Annotated in this window: 13 protein-coding genes and 1 pseudogene; 7 read left to right on the top strand and 7 right to left on the bottom strand. The window is 60.0% G+C overall.

Translation table 11 applies throughout. The features are described from left to right. Nucleotides 1-40: 40 nt before the first annotated feature. Nucleotides 41-1,129, top strand: coding sequence for a tRNA epoxyqueuosine(34) reductase QueG (queG, locus tag RGM3321_RS23545; RefSeq protein WP_244395044.1), 1,089 nt, complete (start codon nucleotides 41-43; stop codon nucleotides 1,127-1,129). A gap of 111 nt (nucleotides 1,130-1,240) precedes the next feature. Here queG and RGM3321_RS23540 read toward each other — a convergent pair whose 3' ends face one another. Both RGM3321_RS23540 and orn read right to left on the bottom strand, forming a co-directional pair. Continuing rightward, nucleotides 1,241-1,852, bottom strand: coding sequence for a trimeric intracellular cation channel family protein (locus RGM3321_RS23540; protein WP_005742997.1), 612 nt, complete (start codon nucleotides 1,850-1,852; stop codon nucleotides 1,241-1,243). A 96-nt stretch (nucleotides 1,853-1,948) separates the two neighbouring features. Continuing rightward, nucleotides 1,949-2,485 carry an oligoribonuclease gene (orn, locus tag RGM3321_RS23535; RefSeq protein WP_002551812.1) on the bottom strand — a complete coding sequence of 179 codons (537 nt, stop codon included), beginning with the start codon at nucleotides 2,483-2,485 and terminating at the stop codon, nucleotides 1,949-1,951. 108 nt (nucleotides 2,486-2,593) lie between these two features. Between orn and rsgA the strand changes: the two genes are divergently transcribed. Continuing rightward, nucleotides 2,594-3,625 carry a small ribosomal subunit biogenesis GTPase RsgA gene (rsgA, locus tag RGM3321_RS23530; protein WP_002551811.1) on the top strand — a complete coding sequence of 344 codons (1,032 nt, stop codon included), beginning with the start codon at nucleotides 2,594-2,596 and terminating at the stop codon, nucleotides 3,623-3,625. 61 nt (nucleotides 3,626-3,686) lie between these two features. On the opposite strand, the gene motB is transcribed toward rsgA, so the two are convergent. Together motB and motA are read right to left on the bottom strand one after the other, a co-directional pair. Continuing rightward, on the bottom strand, nucleotides 3,687-4,736 hold the full coding sequence (motB, locus tag RGM3321_RS23525; protein ID WP_244395043.1) for a flagellar motor protein MotB: 1,050 nt from the start codon (nucleotides 4,734-4,736) through the stop codon (nucleotides 3,687-3,689). 3 nt (nucleotides 4,737-4,739) lie between these two features. Further along, a complete protein-coding gene (motA, locus tag RGM3321_RS23520) occupies nucleotides 4,740-5,591 on the bottom strand; it encodes a flagellar motor stator protein MotA (protein WP_002551809.1) in 852 nt (283 codons plus the stop codon). Nucleotides 5,592-5,798: 207 nt separating this feature from the next. Between motA and RGM3321_RS23515 the strand changes: the two genes are divergently transcribed. From RGM3321_RS23515 to RGM3321_RS23500, 4 genes and pseudogenes are all read left to right on the top strand, one after another. Further along, complete coding sequence (locus tag RGM3321_RS23515; RefSeq protein ID WP_244395042.1) at nucleotides 5,799-7,334, top strand: HDOD domain-containing protein; 1,536 nt, start codon at nucleotides 5,799-5,801, stop codon at nucleotides 7,332-7,334. Nucleotides 7,335-7,379: 45 nt separating this feature from the next. After that, nucleotides 7,380-8,189 (top strand): annotated as a pseudogene (locus tag RGM3321_RS23510) (rhodanese-like domain-containing protein); the annotation flags it as partial. 183 nt (nucleotides 8,190-8,372) lie between these two features. Then, entirely contained in the window at nucleotides 8,373-9,236 is an 864-nt protein-coding gene (gene asd / locus RGM3321_RS23505) for an archaetidylserine decarboxylase (protein WP_058401248.1), read from the top strand. A 262-nt stretch (nucleotides 9,237-9,498) separates the two neighbouring features. Next, the gene (locus RGM3321_RS23500) at nucleotides 9,499-11,283 is read left to right on the top strand and encodes a molecular chaperone (protein ID WP_244395041.1); all 1,785 of its coding nucleotides are present in this window, start codon (nucleotides 9,499-9,501) and stop codon (nucleotides 11,281-11,283) included. 44 nt (nucleotides 11,284-11,327) lie between these two features. Here the strand turns inward: RGM3321_RS23500 and serB are convergent, their stop codons facing one another. Next, nucleotides 11,328-12,542, bottom strand: coding sequence for a phosphoserine phosphatase SerB (gene serB / locus RGM3321_RS23495; protein WP_004654576.1), 1,215 nt, complete (start codon nucleotides 12,540-12,542; stop codon nucleotides 11,328-11,330). 130 nt (nucleotides 12,543-12,672) lie between these two features. On the opposite strand from serB, the gene RGM3321_RS23490 reads away from it, so the two are divergent. After that, nucleotides 12,673-14,214, top strand: a complete 1,542-nt coding sequence (locus RGM3321_RS23490; protein WP_244395040.1) for a histidine kinase — start codon at nucleotides 12,673-12,675, stop codon at nucleotides 14,212-14,214. A gap of 404 nt (nucleotides 14,215-14,618) precedes the next feature. On the opposite strand, the gene RGM3321_RS23485 is transcribed toward RGM3321_RS23490, so the two are convergent. Together RGM3321_RS23485 and parC are read right to left on the bottom strand one after the other, a co-directional pair. Further along, nucleotides 14,619-15,314 (bottom strand): PqiC family protein, encoded by a 696-nt coding sequence (locus RGM3321_RS23485; RefSeq protein ID WP_244395039.1) that lies wholly within the window; start codon nucleotides 15,312-15,314, stop codon nucleotides 14,619-14,621. Between the two features lie 183 nt (nucleotides 15,315-15,497). Then, nucleotides 15,498-17,753, bottom strand: coding sequence for a DNA topoisomerase IV subunit A (gene parC, locus RGM3321_RS23480; RefSeq protein WP_244395038.1), 2,256 nt, complete (start codon nucleotides 17,751-17,753; stop codon nucleotides 15,498-15,500). Nucleotides 17,754-17,763 lie beyond the last annotated feature (10 nt).

The following is a 17,763-nucleotide window of genomic DNA, read 5'->3' as shown; positions in this document are numbered from 1 at the left end:
GCAGAATTATACGCACCTTGGCCCCGGTTTCTCTCTGCGCATGTCCGCTATTACTGCTGTACTCCCCACTTGTGACGATCTTGCCGCCCTTGCCCTGTCAATCAAGGCATGGGGGCGTGAGCTGGGCTTTCAGGAGGTGGGGATCAGCGGTCTGGACCTGGCAGAGCACGAGCAGCACCTGCAACGCTGGCTCGATGCAGGCTATCACGGCGAAATGGACTATATGGCAGCCCACGGCAGTAAACGTTCCCATCCGGACGAGCTGGTGCCGGGAACGTTGCGCGTGGTGTCGCTGCGCATGGACTATCTGCCCGGCGACACCGAGATGGCCCAGCGCCTGACAGAACCGGAAAAAGCCTATGTGTCACGCTACGCCTTGGGCCGTGACTATCACAAGTTGATCCGCAAGCGCTTGCAGCAGTTGGCCGAGCGCATTCAGCAGGCCATTGGCCCGTTTGGTTTTCGGGCGTTCGTGGACAGCGCGCCAGTGCTGGAAAAGGCCATTGCCGAACAGGCCGGGCTCGGCTGGATCGGCAAGAATACGCTGGTGCTCAACCGCAAGGCGGGCAGCTTTTTCTTTCTCGGCGAGCTGTTTGTCGACATCCCGCTGCCGGTCGATGCGCCGCATGCGACGGAACACTGCGGGCGCTGCACGGCCTGCCTGGACATCTGCCCGACGGCGGCCTTTGTCGGACCCTATGTGCTGGACGCACGGCGCTGTATTTCCTACCTGACCATTGAGCTCAAGACCGCGATCCCCGAAGAGCTGCGGCCCTTGATCGGCAATCGGGTGTTCGGTTGCGACGATTGCCAGATTGTCTGCCCGTGGAACCGCTTTGCACGGCCCACCGACCAAAGCGACTTTCAGCCCCGCCACAACCTGGACAACGCCGGGCTGGCCGAGCTGTTTTTATGGGATGAAGACAAATTCCTCAGCAGTACAGAGGGCTCGCCCCTGCGCCGCGCCGGGTACGAACGCTGGCTACGCAACCTGGCTGTCGGACTGGGCAACGCGCCCTCCACCATCCCGGTGATCGAAGCCCTGCAAGCACGGCGAGATTACCCGTCGGAACTGGTCAGGGAACATGTGGAATGGGCGCTGCAGAGGCATGGGGTGGCGCCGCTTTAAATATGCAGCGCGGCGCAGAATGGTGACGCGGAGCGTCAAGAACGGCATTCCCACGCTGGAGCGTGAGAAACGATGACTCTCCAACTATCGTGCCTAGGCTCTGCGTACGTCTCAGGGCTCGTCTTTATAGACGAACTTGGGCATTTCCCAGCGGAAACGGATCGCCAGCAGGCGCAGCAGCAGGCCGCCGAACAGGGTGATGAGCACGGCCTGCTCATCCGGTAATTGCAGATACTGGCACAGCAAAAAACACCACGCGGCCAGAAACGACACGCTGGCATACAGCTCGCGGCGGAAGATCAGCGGGATGTCGTTGCAGAAGATGTCTCGCAGAATGCCACCGAAGACCCCGGTGATGACACCGCACACTGACGCGATCACCAGACCATGCCCGGCTTCCAGCGCAGTCATGCAGCCGATCAGAGTGAAGGCCACCAGCCCCAGCGCATCAAGCACCAGAAACAGAGAGCGCAGGTGGCGCATCAATGGCGCGATGAAGATCGTCACCAAGGCCGCCACACTGGTCAATATGAGGTATTCCGGGTGCTTGACCCAGGTCAGCGGGTAATGGCCGATCAGCACATCGCGCACCGAACCGCCACCCAGCGCCGTGACGCAGGCAATCAGCACCACGCCAAACCAGTCCATTCCTCGACGACCCGCAGACAGCGCGCCAGTCATGGCTTCAGCAGTGATGGCGATCAGATAAAGCATCAGCAACATGGCGGCGACTCTGCGACAAAGGCGCGCAGTCTAACCAGCCGACAAGCGCACTGAAAGAGTGCAGCGAAGATTATTCACTGCGCGCGCGAGTCTCAATCAAGGCTTGATGAAGTGCTCACGATAAAAGCGCAGCTCGGCAATCGACTCACGAATGTCGTCCAGCGCCAAGTGGGTGCTGCCTTTCTTGAACTTCAGTTCAGGAGACCAGCGCGCAGCCAGTTCCTTGAGGGTCGAGACATCCAGATTGCGGTAGTGGAACCAGTTTTCCAGCGTCGGCATGTGGCGGTACAGGAAGCGGCGATCCTGGCAGATGCTGTTGCCGCAGATCGGCGAACTGCGCTCCGGCACCCACAGTTTGATGAACTCAAGGGTCTGCGCCTCGGCTTCAGCCATGCTGATGGTGCTTTCGCGTACTCGCTGGGTCAGGCCCGAGCCACCGTGCTGGCGGGTGTTCCACTCGTCCATTTTCGCCAGCGTCTCGTCGCTCTGATGCACAGCGATCACCGGGCCTTCGGCCAGGGTGTTCAGCTCGCTATCGGTGATGATCGTGGCCATTTCGATAATGACATCGGTATCAGGGTCCAGACCGGTCATTTCCAGATCGATCCAGATCAGGTTCTGCTTGTTCTGCATGTGTCGACTCCTCAGCGTAGGCGCGCAGTTTAGCTCACCCTGCCGTGCTAGACTCCTGCCGATCAATCGTACTGCCTAATTCATCGGTTACATCACATCGGAACACCCATGGCCAAACGCCAACTCAATCGTCGTCAAAACTGGCGCATCGAAAAAATTCAGGGCGAGCGTGCTGCCCGCGCGGCAAAACGCGAGTCCGCTACGCTTGAAACACTGGAAGGCGGCGACCTCGGCCCCGAACAGACCGGCCTTGTAATTGCTCACTTCGGTGTTCAGGTCGAAGTCGAGGCCCAGGAAGGCGAAGCAAGCGGTCAGGTATTTCGCTGCCACTTGCGCGCCAACCTGCCGGCACTGGTCACGGGTGATCGCGTTGTATGGCGCGCCGGCAATCAGGGCATTGGCGTCATCGTTGCGCAACTGCCTCGCACCACCGAACTGCGCCGACCGGACTCACGCGGCCAGCTCAAGCCTGTGGCTGCCAACGTCGACCTGATCGTGATCGTGTTCGCGCCCATGCCCGAGCCACATGCCAACCTGATCGATCGTTATCTGGTGGCCGCCGAGCATGCCGGGATTCGTCCGCTGCTACTGCTCAACAAGGCCGACCTGATCGACGAGCAGAACGCGCCCGCGCTCAATGCGCTGCTGGCGGTCTACCGCACTCTGGGTTACCCGGTACTGGAAGTGTCGGCGCATCACGGCGACGGCATGCAGACACTGCAAAGCCAGCTTGACGGCCATATCAGTGTGTTCGTTGGCCAGTCCGGCGTCGGCAAGTCTTCGCTGGTCAACAGCCTGCTGCCGGAAACGGATACTCGGGTCGGCCCGCTGTCCGAAGTCTCCGGTCAGGGCACACACACCACGACCACCGCCCGCCTGTTCCACTTCCCGCGTGGCGGCGATCTGATCGACTCACCGGGCATCCGTGAGTTCGGCCTGGGGCACGTCAGCCGTGCCGACGTGGAAGCTGGCTTCATCGAATTCAACGACCTGATCGGCACGTGCCGCTTTCGCGACTGCAAGCATGACCGCGAACCGGGCTGCGCCCTGCTCAAGGGGCTTGAAGATGGCCGAGTGCAGCAACAGCGCATGAACAGCTACCGCTCGATCATTGCCAGCCTGCCGCAAGACAGTTACTGAGCACCGAACGCCGCACGCAAAAACGCCGCGATTATCGCGGCGTTTCTGTATCGGTTGCAGCTCAGTTCTGGGCCGGCTCGACCCGCAACTTGCCATCGTCAAAGATATTCAGCTTCTGCCGGATCTCGTGCGGCTGCGCGTAGGCCTGCGGGTCGGGCTGCGCCCCTGTCGAAGCCCCCGGCGCAGCGGGAGCACCTGGAGCAGCAGGCACCGCCGGTGCGGGTGCTGTCGGCGCCGCAGGCGTGGCTGGCGCACCGCCGGAGTTCTGATCGCCTTCGATACGCTGCTGAGCCTTTTTGGTCAAAACCACAATGTCGATACGGCGGTTGACCGGATTGGTCGGGTTCTCGCGATCATAAAGAGCCGACGAGGCATAACCCACCACCCTGGCCACCTGTGAATCCGGATAAGTACCGGCCACCAGCGCACGACGTGCAGCGTTGGCGCGGTTGGCCGACAGTTCCCAGTTACCGAATCCGCCGTTGCCTACAAAAGGTGTCGCATCGGTATGACCGCTGATGCTGATCTTGTTCGGCACGCTCTTGATGGTGTCAGCCATCGCCAGCAGGATGTCTTCGAAATAAGGCTTGAGACGTGCGCTGCCCGAATCGAACATCGGCCGGTTATCGGCATCCATGATCTGGATACGCAAACCGTCCTGAGTGATCTCGAACAGAATCTGGTCCTTGAATTTCTGCAGTTGCGGGTTTTCCTCAACTTTGTTCTGTAGCTCTTGCAGCAGCATCTCCAGACGCTCCTGCTCGACCTCTTCAGCCTTGGTTTCGGAAGTCTCGGCCTCAAGGGGCACGGTGTCAGGTGACGGCGTGGTCTTGACCTCTGGGTTCAGCGTCTGATTCGGCGACATCTCGGGCGAGCCGCCCAAGTCGATCACATACGGCGAACCGCTGTCTGAAAAGCCGACCGGGTCCTTGAAGTAACCGGCCACCGCGAGCAACTGTTCGGGCGTTGCGGAGGACATCAGCCACAGCACCAGAAAGAACGCCATCATCGCCGTCGCGAAGTCGGCAAACGCGATTTTCCAGGCACCGCCGTGATGTCCGCCACCAAAGCGCTTTACGCGCTTGATGATAATCGGCTGATTATTTTCCATGACTTAGCGACCGCGAACCGCTTGTTCCAGCTCACTGAAGCTGGGGCGATGCAGCGGGTAGAGAACCTTGCGGCCAAACTCGACGGCCAGCGAAGGCGGCATGCCGGAGGCCGAAGCCACCAGCGACGCCTTGATGCTCTCATAGACGTTCATTTCTTCCTTGGCATCATGGGCAAGACAGGTGGCCAAAGGACCGAAGAAACCGTATGCCGCAAGAATACCGAAGAAGGTACCCACCAGCGCCGCACCTACGTGCATGCCGATTGCAGCCTTGTCGCCCGACCCCAGCGACGCCATGGTCACCACGATACCAAGTACCGCCGCCACGATACCGAAGCCGGGCATGCCGTCGGCGATACCGGTAATGGCATGGGATGGATGCTCGAGCTCTTCTTTCATGCTCAGCAGTTCCATGTCGAACAGGCCTTCCAGCTCGTGAGGAGCCATGTTGCCGGACGACATGATGCGCAGGTAGTCGCAGATGTACGCGGTCATGCGCTCATCTTTGAGGACGCCAGGGTATTTGGCGAAGATCGGGCTGGAGGCGGCGTCTTCGATATCCCCTTCAATCGCCATCATGCCCTCACGGCGGCTCTTGTTGAGGATTTCGTATACCAGCCCCAGTACCTCGAGGTAATAGGCGTGTGTGAAGCGCGAACCGAACATCTTCAGCGACTTCTTGAACACGTGCATGGTCATGTAGCCAGGGTTGGCCTGGAGGAACGCGCCCAGTGCAGCACCGCCGATGATCAAGACCTCGTAGGGCTGGAACAGCGCCATGATCTTGCCATGGGACAGCACATATCCGCCGAGGACACTCGCGATAACGACAATGATGCCGATAATTTTAGCCATAGGAAAAAATACTTTACTGAGTCGGGTTCAGGGACAGTCCGGAAGTTCTTGAATCTCTTCTTCTCCTTATCGGCCTAACTGGGCCAGACTATAGCCGGTTCTTTTGAAAAACCCATTTATCCGCCTCCATAAAAGGAGGAAAATGGCCTCAGCGTCCCGTACGCTGGCGGTTTCCCAGCTCAGATAATCAGCCGCACAGGCCATCGAATGTCGACAGCACACGCAGCACATCATCTCGTTCCGAAAACGCTGGATGCCTGGGTCAAGTTGCTTGACGGCATCGCGTTGCCGGTCCCGGCGGTCAATCATGGGCACGTTCGCGCAGCATTGAACGACAGTCGCCGCTCACTGCGTGAAATCGCTGAAATGATGCAGGAAAGCCCCGCACTGGTACTGAGTGTGATGCGCGAGGCCAACCATCACACCCACGGTTTGACCGAGCAGGCCGAGAGCCTCGAAATTGCGATCAACCGCCTGGGGCTGGCGCGTACCGAAATCCTTCTGGGCCGCTTGCCGGCCAAGCCGCCCGAGGAAATTCCTGCGGCCTATCGCCAATTGATTCTGGTCAGCCAGCACGCCACACAACAGGCCAACGGGTTGTTTGCCAGTCGCCTTGCACGACTCTGGCAAGACATCCATATGGGCAGCCTGCTGTTCCTCTCACCACTCTGGCCGATGGCGCTGGCCTATCCGAAGCTGCTCGAAGAGCTGGAGTTGCGGGTTATCCACAAGGGCCATTCCAGCCTTGCAGTGGAAAAAGAGCTGTTCGGCGTCAACCTGCTGGAGCTGTGCCTGGCACTCGCCGAGTTCTGGCGCCTGCCAATCTGGGTCACGCGCGGTTATAAGTTGCTGATCAACGAGCGACGCGATCTGGCCAAGGTGCTGCGCATCGCCCGCGAAGAATACAGCCCGCTGCAACAGCAACAACTCATGGACGCCGACCCCAACTTGCGGCGCTGGCTGAACCAGCCAGCCAATACTGTTTTGCTGGGTAATGGTCTGGCGCTGGCGGCGCAACATGCCTGGAACAGCCCGCATTGCCTGCGCTGGGAACGGCTGACCAGCCTTTATCTGCAACAGTCGATCAGCGAAGTGCAGCAGCAGGCGCATCAAAACGCTGCCAGCAGCGCGCGTATTCATGCGGAAAAAGACCTCTGGCACCCGGCCGAATCGCTGCTCTGGCCCTGGGATGCGCGCCGCGTAAGGCGCGACAACGAACCCGCCCCTCCGCCCTCGGCCGACGCCCTGCAGCTATGGCGCAAGCACTGCGCCGAGCTGCTGCAGGACCCCAGCCCGTTCATCAACGCCATGCACTTGACCACCTCGGCGCGCGACGCGTTCATGTCGTGCGGTATGGAGCGGGTCATGCTGCTGATGCTGGACAAGACATCGACCGTACTGCGCGTCAATCAGATGGCCGGACTGCCGACTGAAACCGCCACCTTGCAGCTGTTCATCAAGGAAAGCACCGTGCTGCAACGCTTGCTGACCCAGCCGACGCAGTTGCGCATGACGCCCGCGAACAACGCGCAGTTTGCCGCCCTGCTGCCCGCGCCGCTGAAAACCCTGTTCAGTGGCCAGCACTGGCTGATTCGTTCGCTGAGCAACAACGGTAAAGTCATGTTGCTGGTGGTCGCCGACCAGGGTGGCGGGGCCTTGTCGGAAATTTCCGTACAGGCATTCGGAAAAACCGCGCAATGTATTGAAAAGGCACTTGGCATCTTTAGTCATCGCAAAGCGTGAGGCCTGGCGTACAATTCGCCTCTTTCCTTTCATCGGAGGCTGCAAATGTCCGCATTCACTGGCTTGTCGCTGGTCATCGAACCCAACGATCTGCTTGAGCGTCTAGACGCCCCGGAATTGATCCTCGTGGATCTGACCAGCAGCGCTCGCTACGAAGCCGGGCACATTCGCGGCGCCCGTTTTGTCGATCCGAAACGTACGCAACTGGGCAAGCCTCCTGCGCCTGGTCTGCTGCCCGACACTGCGGAGCTGCAGCAGCTGTTCGGCGAGCTTGGCCACAACCCCGACGCAGTCTATGTCGTCTACGATGACGAAGGCGGCGGCTGGGCCGGGCGTTTTATCTGGCTGCTGGATGTCATCGGCCATCACCGTTATCACTATCTGGATGGCGGCGTGCTGGCCTGGGAAGCGCAATCGCTGCCGTTGAGCACAGACATTGCGCCCGTTGCAGGCGGCCCGGTCACGCTGACGCTGCACGACGAACCTACCGCCACGCGTGAATACCTGCAAAGCCGTCTGGGCGCCGCCGACCTGGCAATCTGGGACGCTCGCGCCCCGACCGAGTATTCGGGCGAAAAAGTAGTCGCCGCCAAGGGCGGACACATACCCGGCGCGGTCAATTTCGAATGGACTGCGGGCATGGACAAGGCGCGCAACCTGCGTATTCGTCAGGACATGCCGGAGATTCTTCGCGACCTGGGCATGACGCCCGACAAGGAAGTGATCACCCATTGCCAGACTCACCACCGCTCGGGCTTCACCTATCTGGTTGCAAAAGCGCTGGGCTACCCACGGGTAAAGGCCTACGCCGGTTCGTGGGGCGAGTGGGGCAACCATCCGGCTACACCGGTGGAAGGCCCGCAAGCGGTCGCCGCGCCCGTTGCAACGGTTGAGGCCATCGAACCCGAAGCGCCTGTCCAGCCAGCCGAAAGCATCGAGCCTGTCGGTTCCGATGAACCGGGGGAGGCGTCCCGGAAATCCTCAGGGCACTCCTCTTCAAAACGCGCATTTTCAGGACACTCATCTCCAGGACCTTCAATGAAAGACCGCTTGTTCATCATCAGTCAGTACCTGTTGCCACACCACCTGCTGTCCCGACTGGCTGGCTGCGTTGCCGAATGCCGCGTGCGCTGGTTCAAGAATGCCTTTACCGCGTGGTTCGCCCGCCGTTATCAGGTCGACATGTCACAGGCACTGGTCGAAGACCTGACGTCCTACGAGCATTTCAACGCGTTCTTCACCCGTGCGCTGAAAGCCGACGCCCGCCCGCTGGATACCACACCCGGCGCGATTCTTTCGCCGGCCGACGGCGCCATCAGCCAGTTGGGCCCGATTGATCATGGCCGGATCTTCCAGGCCAAGGGGCACAGCTTCAGCGTGCTTGAACTGCTGGGCGGTGATCCCAAGCTGTCGGCACCGTTCATGGGCGGCGAGTTCGCGACGGTCTACCTGTCGCCGAAGGACTATCACCGCGTACACATGCCACTGGCCGGCACATTGCGCGAAATGGTCTACGTGCCGGGCCGTATCTTTTCGGTCAACCAGACCACCGCTGAAAACGTGCCGGAACTGTTCGCCCGTAACGAGCGAGTGGTCTGCCTGTTCGACACCGAGCGCGGGCCTATGGCTGTGGTGCTGGTCGGCGCGATGATCGTGGCGTCGGTCGAGACGGTGTGGGCCGGGCTGGTCACGCCGCCCAAGCGTGAATTGAAGACGTTCAGCTACGACGAAGCAGCGCGTGCGCCCATCCACCTGGAAAAAGGTGCCGAGATGGGCCGTTTCAAACTGGGCTCCACTGCCATTGTGCTGTTTGGGCCAAATCAGGTGAAATGGGCCGAGCAACTGTCCGCTGGCTCCAAGGTACAGATGGGCCAGGCACTGGCAGCTCCGACACAGGCATGAGCGTGATTTGAAGTCACGGTGCCTGGCATGGGCGCCCAATTAATTAAAAGGGGCGCTCATGCAGTTTTAAACCGGACGGTAATGGCTCCAGGCCATATTTACTGCGCAGTGATGCCGATACTGGTAAAGTTGCCCGATCGGTGCTGTAGGATACTTCGCACTTTCATGGGCGTATGCTCGACATGTCGCCGCTCCGCGATGACGTCAGCCCCCATTTAAAGCCACCGTCCGGGCCAGTGAGTTGTTGGAGTTCGCCTGTCACATGAGTAATTTTAGCCTCCCTCTGCTGCTGCGTGCCCCCACGCCAGCGCAGTCGAGCCTGACATTCTGTGAAGCCAACCCACGCGACCTAAAACGCTGGATCTCCAGGCTGCCCAAGGCAAACCTGGGAGAAATGGCACGCCAGCTCTATCAAGGGCTGACCGAGCTGAACCAGCTGATCACCCCCAGCGAAAACCGCCTGCAACTGCTTGAGCTGCTGCGCCCCGAGGTGTATTTCGTCTGCAAGCACCTTGAGCGCCACTTTCTCAATCAGGCCATTGTGCTGGACGAGCGGCCGCGCAAGGTTGCCAATCTCTGCCAAGCCCTGCAAAACCATCTGGCGACCGGTTACAAGCAAATCATCCAGCAGGTAGCGCCCCGCTACACCAAGGATCAGGCCGGACTTTTCAGCACCGCGCTGCAACGAGCACTGCATGGGCTCAACGGACCGCTGATTCGCGCCAATCAGCTCTATTGCCCGGTTCAGGACGGTCTGTGGCTCGAACTGCATCAGATCTACCAGATTGCCCGCCATTACCAGTTGCACAGCGCGCCGGTCGAAGAGCCTCTGGCTCATCACACCAAGGCGTTGAGTGTGGAACAGACGTATGTGATCGCACTGCTGATGGGGTGTTCGCGCTGCAATCAGATGCGTCAGTTGAACATTGGCAAACTGGCCGATGCACTTGAGGCCTGGAGCCCGCTGGTCAAGCTGCAATCGCCTGCCGGGGAGAACAGCCTGTTTGCCCTGGACCCGACGGCAGACAAACCGCCGCTGTATCGCACCCTGTTCAGCGATGAGCAATCACCGAGGCTGCTGGGCATCGACACCCAGTCGCTGGCAGAGGCAATCAACCAGTATCTGGCCTTGCCGGACGACCAGCGCAGCCCGTCCAGACTGCTGATTCCGACCGGTATCAATACCGACCTGCTACAACATCTGGCGGCCGCCTGGGGTGATGTGGCCGAGCGGACCTTTCAGCGCACGGCAGGCCAGGGCACCCTGAAGCTGTGCATCGGCATGAGCGCACTGCATTTTTATGTAGCCGGTCAGAAGTCGTTCAGCGAACTCCTGCAACTCAACAGCGCAGGCAGTGCTGCGAGTTTTTCGCTGAAGATCGCCAATGATGACGAAGACGACCCTTGGGCTTCAGCCTTCGATACACAGCGCGGCAAGACCTCATCGCACCTGCTGCCCTATGAAGAAATCGAATACCCGAAGAACGATGGCGATAACGACTCGCTTTCCAACGGTCAGCACACGTTTCCGACCTTCGACCTGAATATCGTCAACCACAGCCCGGGCGGTTACTGCCTGGCGTGGCAGAAGGAAGTGCCTCAGCAGTTACAGGCTGGCGAACTGGTAGGTATTCAGGACGACTCCGGCCAGGGCTGGAGCATTGCCATTGTGCGCTGGGTCCGGCAAGTGCGCAGCGGCGGCACACAAATGGGCATCGAACTGATCGCCCCCTTTGCCCAGCCGTGCGGCATGCAACTGATTCGTGAACAACAGAATAGCCAGTACCTGCGAACCCTGATGCTGCCGGAAGTACGCGCCATGGAAAAACCTGCGACCTTGCTCGCTCCGCGCCTGCCCTTTCAGGAGGGCAGCAAAGTAATGATCAACGTCGGGGGCGAAGAGCGCCGTGCCTCACTGAGCAACCGGCGCATCAGTAGCGCCAGTTACAACCAGTTCGAGTATCAGATCTACGATGCGCCGAAAGCCGCCGAGGTCGAAAAGGCAAAGCCAGGGCAAGAGTTCGATTCTCTGTGGGGCACGCTGTAGTCGCTGCAAATGTCGCGGACACTGCAACGACTACGGCGCAAGATTCAGCGCTTTCCTTCGCGGTCGCGAAACCCCAACAGATAAAGCACGCCATCCAGCCCCAGCGTTGAAATCGCCTGCTTTGCCGATTGCTTGACCAATGGCTTGGCGCGGAATGCGACACCCAGCCCGGCAATCGCCAGCATCGGCAAGTCATTGGCACCGTCGCCGACCGCAATGGTCTGCTCCAGACTCAAGCCTTCCTTATGCGCCAGCTCGCGCAACAGGTCTGCTTTGCGCTGCGCATTGACGATCGGCTCCACGGCGACGCCGGTTACCTTGCCATCGACCACTTCCAGCTCGTTGGCGTACACATAATCAATGCCCAGCTTTGCTTGCAGCTGCTTGGCGAAGTAGGTGAAGCCACCCGAAAGAATCGCGGTCTTGTAACCCAGACGTTTGAGCTCGGAGAACAGCGTTTCAGCGCCTTCGGTCAAGCGCAGAGAAGCGCCGATTTCATCCAGCACACTTACATCCAGGCCCTTGAGCAGAGCCAGACGCTCCTTGAAGCTTTCGCTGAAATCCAGTTCACCGCGCATAGCACGCTCGGTAATCTCGGAAACCTGCTCGCCTACGCCTGCAGCCTTGGCCAACTCGTCGATCACTTCGGCCTCGATGAGGGTCGAGTCCATGTCGAACACAGCCAGACGCCGGTTGCGGCGAAACAGCGAATCCTGCTGGAACGCGATATCTACGTTGAGATCCTGGGCAACCGCGAGGAATTCGGCCTGCATGGCTTTCGGGTCGGCTGGCTCGCCGCGCACGGTGAACTCGATGCAACCCTTGCCTTTGTCGGCCGGCGTGTCGAGCGGCATGCGCCCGGACAGACGATCGATCTGATCGATATTCAGACCGTATTTAGCCGTAATGGCGCTGACGCACTGCAATTGCTCGGCCGTGACCTTGCGGGTCAGCAGCGTAACGATGTGGCGCGCCTTGCCCTGCCCTTCAACCCAGTGCTGATAATCCGCTTCGGACACCGCCGTGAAACGGACCTGCTGATCCAGTTTGTAGGCGGTGAACAGGATGTCCTTGAGCACGGAAGAACCCTGCACGGTATCCGGAATTTCAACCAGGATGCCGAACGACAAGGTGTCGTGGATAACCGCCTGACCAATATCGAGAATGTTCACGCCACCCTGGGCGAGGACGCCGGTGATGGCAGCAGTGAGACCGGGACGGTCGACACCAGTGATGTTAATCAGGACGATTTCGCGCAAGGCGCACCCCCGTAGTGGAAAAAAACCGCATTCTAACCACATTCAGTGACCACCGGGCACAGGCAGCGCTTTGCCGCTACTGGGTCGCTCGTTATACTGCGCGACAACTTCACCGAAAGAGCCGTGCTCTGTGAACCGGCCCACGCCCGTTAAAACCGATAATTTCTTCCTGCTCATCTTTCGTGCCCTGCGTCATCGCCGAGTACCGATCGCTTTGCGCATTGCCAGCCATAACGTGATCCTGGTCGCTTTGGCGCTGGTGATCTACGCCGGTGTCATGGGTCTGCAATTCAAGCAGGCCATGCATGAACAGGCAGATGCGCTGGGGCAGGCCCTGACGACCCAGACCGCCACCTCGGCCACCGAGCTGTTGGTGTCCAACGACATCCTCAGTCTCAACGTGCTGCTGGGCAATCTGGTCAAGAACCCGCTGGTAGCGCATGCCGCTATCTACAGTGTGGATAACCGCATTCTTGCGGAGGCTGGCCAGCGCCCGAAAAACGGACTTCTGGGCGAAGCTCAGGGCCTGTATGAAATCAAGATCACGTTTCAGGACGTGATGGCGGGTCATCTGCGCATCAGCCTCGACATGTCACAGTTCCAGCAGCCGATGACCATCAGCCTGCAGAGCATGGGCATTCTGGCAGGCATTCTGCTGGCCCTTGCACTGGCACTGAGCCTGCGCCTCGGCCGCCATATCTCCACGCCGCTGATGCAGATGCGCATCTGGCTGCGCGATATCGACCCGTACACACCGGCTACCGACCGCCAGGATGAAATCGGCGATCTGGCCCGGCAACTGCGCACCTCGTTCGCGCCGCCGGTGCCGGAGCCAGAACCGCTGCCCGAGGCCGAGTATGACGGCGAGGAAGACGACAGCGAAGATCCGTATCTGGAGCCGGAAGAGAAGCCTGCGCCAGTGGTTTCAGCTCGTAGCAGCGAAGCAAAACCGCGCTTGCCGGCACCACCGGTGCAGCGCCGCATCGTTGCCGAGGAAGATGAAGACGACGATGAGGATCCGTTCGCCGATCTGCGCGACCACTCGGACAACTCGCCAGCCGTTCGCCCGGCGGCTGCATCGGTAGCGCCGGTCGAACCGCACAACAGTGCAGTACTGGCCGTGCAGCTGGGTGCACAGGATCAATTGCGTCGCCTGCCGCGTGCACGCCTTACCGAATTGCTGCAACGCTACCGCGACTGCCTCGATCAGGCCGCCTCGCTGTATGAAAGCGAGCTGCATACGCTGAATGACGGCAGCACACTTATGCTTTTCCACAGTCACGAAAGCGGTGATGACTACCTGACCAACGCGATCTGCTGCGGCGAGCTGTTGCGCGCACTCAGTCATGCCTTGCAGATCGAGGTGGCCGATAGTGGCATCACCTTGCAACTGCAACTGGGCCTGACGCTGGGTGAAGGCTTGAGCGGTCTGAGCCAGATCGATCTGTTGCTGACCGAAACGGCGCAGGACGCACTGGCGCTGTCTCAGCACAGCCGCAACCTGCTGCTGGTCGAGCGCCGCATCAACGACGATCCGTTGATCCGCCAGCGCGCCCGCATCCGCCCGATCGCCAGCCCGGAAGGTGCCTGCTGCGTAGAACGCCTGATGGAGCCCTACCCGTCGATGCTCGAACGCCAGCTGGCGCGCATGCACGAATCCAACAAGGCCTGATCCTCTCCTCCGCTCACGCTTGAAGTGAGACGCTTGTGCCCATGCTCTGCGTGGGCACGCCGTTCCGGACGCTCTGCGTCCTATCCTGATCAACCTCTCCCGGCGCAAACAGATGACGCAGAGCGTCACGACCTGCATTCCCACGCGGAGCGTGAGGAACGATAGGTGTCCGCAAGATCACCACCTGGCCCGGCCCCAGCGCGGGAATGCCGCACCGGGGCGTGAGGAGCGATAGGTGCGCGCAAGATCACCATCGTGCCCATGCTCCAGCGTGGGCATGGCGTTCTGGACGCTCTGCGTCCTATCCTGACGGTGCAGCGCGTCAGGAACGCCGAGGTGTGGGAACCAGAGATGAGCGCCCAACAAAAAGCCCGCATCGCTGCGGGCTTTTTGTTGGGCCAATCCTAGAAGCGGAACACTTCAAGGTCGGTGCGTATGGGCGAGGCCATTGGAATTCTTGGTTTGTCAGGCTCTTTGGCCTTGGCAACAGGAGGCTTTTTCGGTTCTTCGATCGGTTGCCAGGAAATCGGCTTGATCGCAGTGCTGACCTGATCGGCCAAGCGTTGCAACAGCATGCCCTGGGCCTTGACCTGGTCGGCGGAGCTACCGGCATGGACCTGTTCCAGGTGGACCAGTCGACTGTCACGAACATGGCCTTTACGGTCCAGAAGACGCCATTGCGCATCCAGAACGGCAGGCTGTTTGGCACCGGAGTCCAGACGGGTGATCGACAGTACGACCTGAACGTCCGGTGTGAAGTTGGCAACCGCAGGTGCCATGACGACACGCTGGCTGTCCAGCTTCCAGGCCAGCTGGCGCAAAAGCAGCTGGTCGATGTCCGAAGACAGATTGCCCGCCCAGCGCCCGTCAGGCGATGCGGTCAAGGTGCCGTCGGGCTGGCGTTGCAGCAGGGTTTCGCGTTGCAGATAGTCGGCCACCGAAACAGGACCCAGCAATACTGCCAGACCACTACTCTGTTTCGGCTGACCAGGCTCACCGCTATCGAGCTGATAAAGCGCGGTCGGCTGGCGCACACTGCAACCAGCCAGACCCAAAACGCCAGTCATCAGCAAGATCAGGGGAAGGCGTAAAAGATTCATCATCCCATCCAGGTAGCCGCCCCGAGGCAGGCCACAGTATAAGTACTTTCAAGACCCATGCAGGCACTGAGCCACGCATGCACCCCAAGACCCCATATCATCCGTGAATACGCATCATGACTCCAGCGATTATGCATCGTACTTCATGGCAAAACGAAGAACGCTGGTGCCAGATCAATGTTTTCAGCTATTTTCCACCAATAATGCGTCGACGCGCTGGAAGCCCCTTGGCAGTTTATTGCCACGTCGGCCACGCTCCCCCTTGTAATGCTCAAGATCTTCAGGTTTAAGCGACAGCGTTCGCTTACCCGCCTGGAGTACCAGCGTCGCGCCCTGCGCGATCACCGCCAGATCGGTCACATATTCTTCTCGGCTGGCTACCCGCTCGCCCGGAATACCGATGATCTTGTTGCCCTTGCCTTTGCCCAATTGCGGCAAATCACTGATCTTGAATACCAGCAGGCGGCCTTCGGTAGTCACCGCTGCCAGCCAGTTCTGCTCACGGTCGGGCACCGGCCGAGGCAAGATGACTTTTGCCCCGTTCGGCAAGCTCAGCAACGCCTTGCCCGCCTTGTTCTTGGCTTGCAGGTCTTCGCCTTTGACGACAAACCCATAACCGGCATCCGAAGCGATCACATACAGCGCGTCATCTTCGGGCATCAATACGCACTCGAACGTCGCACCCGGTGGCGGTTGCAGCTTGCCGGTCAACGGCTCGCCCTGGCCTCGTGCAGATGGCAGGGTGTGTGCAGCCACCGAATAGCTGCGCCCGGTCGAGTCGATGAACACGGCGAACTGATTCGAGCGGCCGATGGACGACGTCTTGAAACCATCCCCCGCTTTGTAGGAAAGTCCGGTGGCATCGATATCGTGGCCTTTGGCGCAACGCACCCAGCCTTTTTCCGAAAGCACGACAGTTACCGGCTCGGTGGGCATCAATTCGTTTTCAGACAGCGCCTTGGCTTCGGCACGGGCAACAATCGGCGAGCGGCGATCATCGCCATAGGTTTCGGCGTCGGCGATCAGTTCGGCACGGACCAGCTTGCGCAACTTGGACTCACTGCCCAGCAGTGCCAGAAGCTTGGCCTGCTCTTTGCGCAGGGCATCCTGCTCGCTGCGCAACTTCATCTCTTCCAGACGCGCCAACTGACGCAGACGGGTATCGAGGATGTAGTCCGCCTGAATTTCCGACAGACCAAAGCGTGCTATCAGCTCTGCTTTAGGATGTTCGGCGGTGCGGATGATGTGAATCACTTCATCCAGGTTCAGGTAAGCCGTGAGCAAACCATCCAACAGGTGCAGACGATGCTCGACCTTGTCCAGACGGAATTGCAGACGACGCCGAACAGTACCGATGCGGAACGTCAGCCATTCGCTGAGCAGTGTCTTGAGGTTCTTGAGCTGCGGCTTGCCGTCCAGACCGATGATGTTGATGTTCACCCGATAGCTGGACTCCAGCTCGGTGGTCGCGAACAAATGCTGCATCAACTCGTCCAGCTCAACCCGGTTGGAGCGCGGAATAATCACGATACGACAAGGGTTTTCGTGGTCAGACTCGTCACGCAGGTCGGCAACCATCGGCAGCTTCTTGGCCTGCATCTGCGCGGCGATCTGCTCCAGCACCTTGGCGCCGGAAACCTGATGCGGCAGTGAAGTCACGACAATGTCGCCATCTTCAATGCGGTACACGGCCCGCATGCGCACCGAACCACGCCCGGTCTCGTAGATTTTCAGCAGGTCGGCACGCGGCGTGATGATTTCCGCTTCGGTCGGATAGTCCGGCCCCAGAATGTGCTCACACAGCTCCGGGACAGTAGCCTTGGGGTCGTCCAGCAGATGAACGCAGGCGCTGGCGACTTCGCGCAGGTTGTGCGGCGGCACGTCGGTGGCCATACCGACGGCAATGCCGGTGGTGCCATTGAGCAGGATGTTCGGCAAACGCGCCGGCAGCACCGCCGGTTCGTCCAGTGTGCCGTCAAAGTTCGGCACCCAGTCAGCCGTGCCCTGGCCCAGTTCGCTGAGCAGGACTTCGGAATAGCGCGACAGACGCGCTTCGGTGTAACGCATGGCCGCGAATGACTTGGGATCATCCGGCGCACCCCAGTTACCCTGCCCGTCCACCAGCGTGTAGCGGTAGCTGAACGGCTGGGCCATCAGCACCATCGCTTCGTAGCAGGCCGAGTCGCCGTGCGGGTGGAATTTGCCGAGTACGTCGCCGACGGTACGCGCCGATTTCTTGTGCTTGGCGTCAGCCCCAAGGCCCAGTTCGCTCATCGCGTAGATGATGCGCCGCTGAACAGGCTTCAGGCCGTCCCCGATATGCGGCAAGGCACGGTCCATGATCACGTACATGGAGTAGTTGAGGTAGGCCTGTTCGGTGAAGTCAGCCAGTGATCGGCGCTCTACACCATCCAGGCTGAGGTCAAGGGAGTCGCTCATGCGGGCCTCA

It is taken from the genome of Pseudomonas sp. RGM 3321 (genome assembly GCF_022836805.1).
In the GTDB taxonomy this organism is placed as follows: domain Bacteria; phylum Pseudomonadota; class Gammaproteobacteria; order Pseudomonadales; family Pseudomonadaceae; genus Aquipseudomonas.
This window is presented reverse-complemented; position numbering and strand designations above follow the sequence as displayed.

Bases quoted from the DNA above. Each gene is read 5' to 3' on its own strand.
- queG (WP_244395044.1), top strand. From the start codon at position 41: ATGTCCGCTATTACTGCTGTACTCCCCACTTGTGACGATCTTGCCGCC.
- RGM3321_RS23540 (WP_005742997.1), bottom strand. From the start codon at position 1,852: ATGTTGCTGATGCTTTATCTGATCGCCATCACTGCTGAAGCCATGACT.
- orn (WP_002551812.1), bottom strand. From the start codon at position 2,485: ATGCAGAACAAGCAGAACCTGATCTGGATCGATCTGGAAATGACCGGT.
- rsgA (WP_002551811.1), top strand. From the start codon at position 2,594: ATGGCCAAACGCCAACTCAATCGTCGTCAAAACTGGCGCATCGAAAAA.
- motB (WP_244395043.1), bottom strand. From the start codon at position 4,736: ATGGAAAATAATCAGCCGATTATCATCAAGCGCGTAAAGCGCTTTGGT.
- motA (WP_002551809.1), bottom strand. From the start codon at position 5,591: ATGGCTAAAATTATCGGCATCATTGTCGTTATCGCGAGTGTCCTCGGC.
- RGM3321_RS23515 (WP_244395042.1), top strand. From the start codon at position 5,799: ATGTCGACAGCACACGCAGCACATCATCTCGTTCCGAAAACGCTGGAT.
- asd (WP_058401248.1), top strand. From the start codon at position 8,373: ATGAAAGACCGCTTGTTCATCATCAGTCAGTACCTGTTGCCACACCAC.
- RGM3321_RS23500 (WP_244395041.1), top strand. From the start codon at position 9,499: ATGAGTAATTTTAGCCTCCCTCTGCTGCTGCGTGCCCCCACGCCAGCG.
- RGM3321_RS23485 (WP_244395039.1), bottom strand. From the start codon at position 15,314: ATGAATCTTTTACGCCTTCCCCTGATCTTGCTGATGACTGGCGTTTTG.
- parC (WP_244395038.1), bottom strand. From the start codon at position 17,753: ATGAGCGACTCCCTTGACCTCAGCCTGGATGGTGTAGAGCGCCGATCA.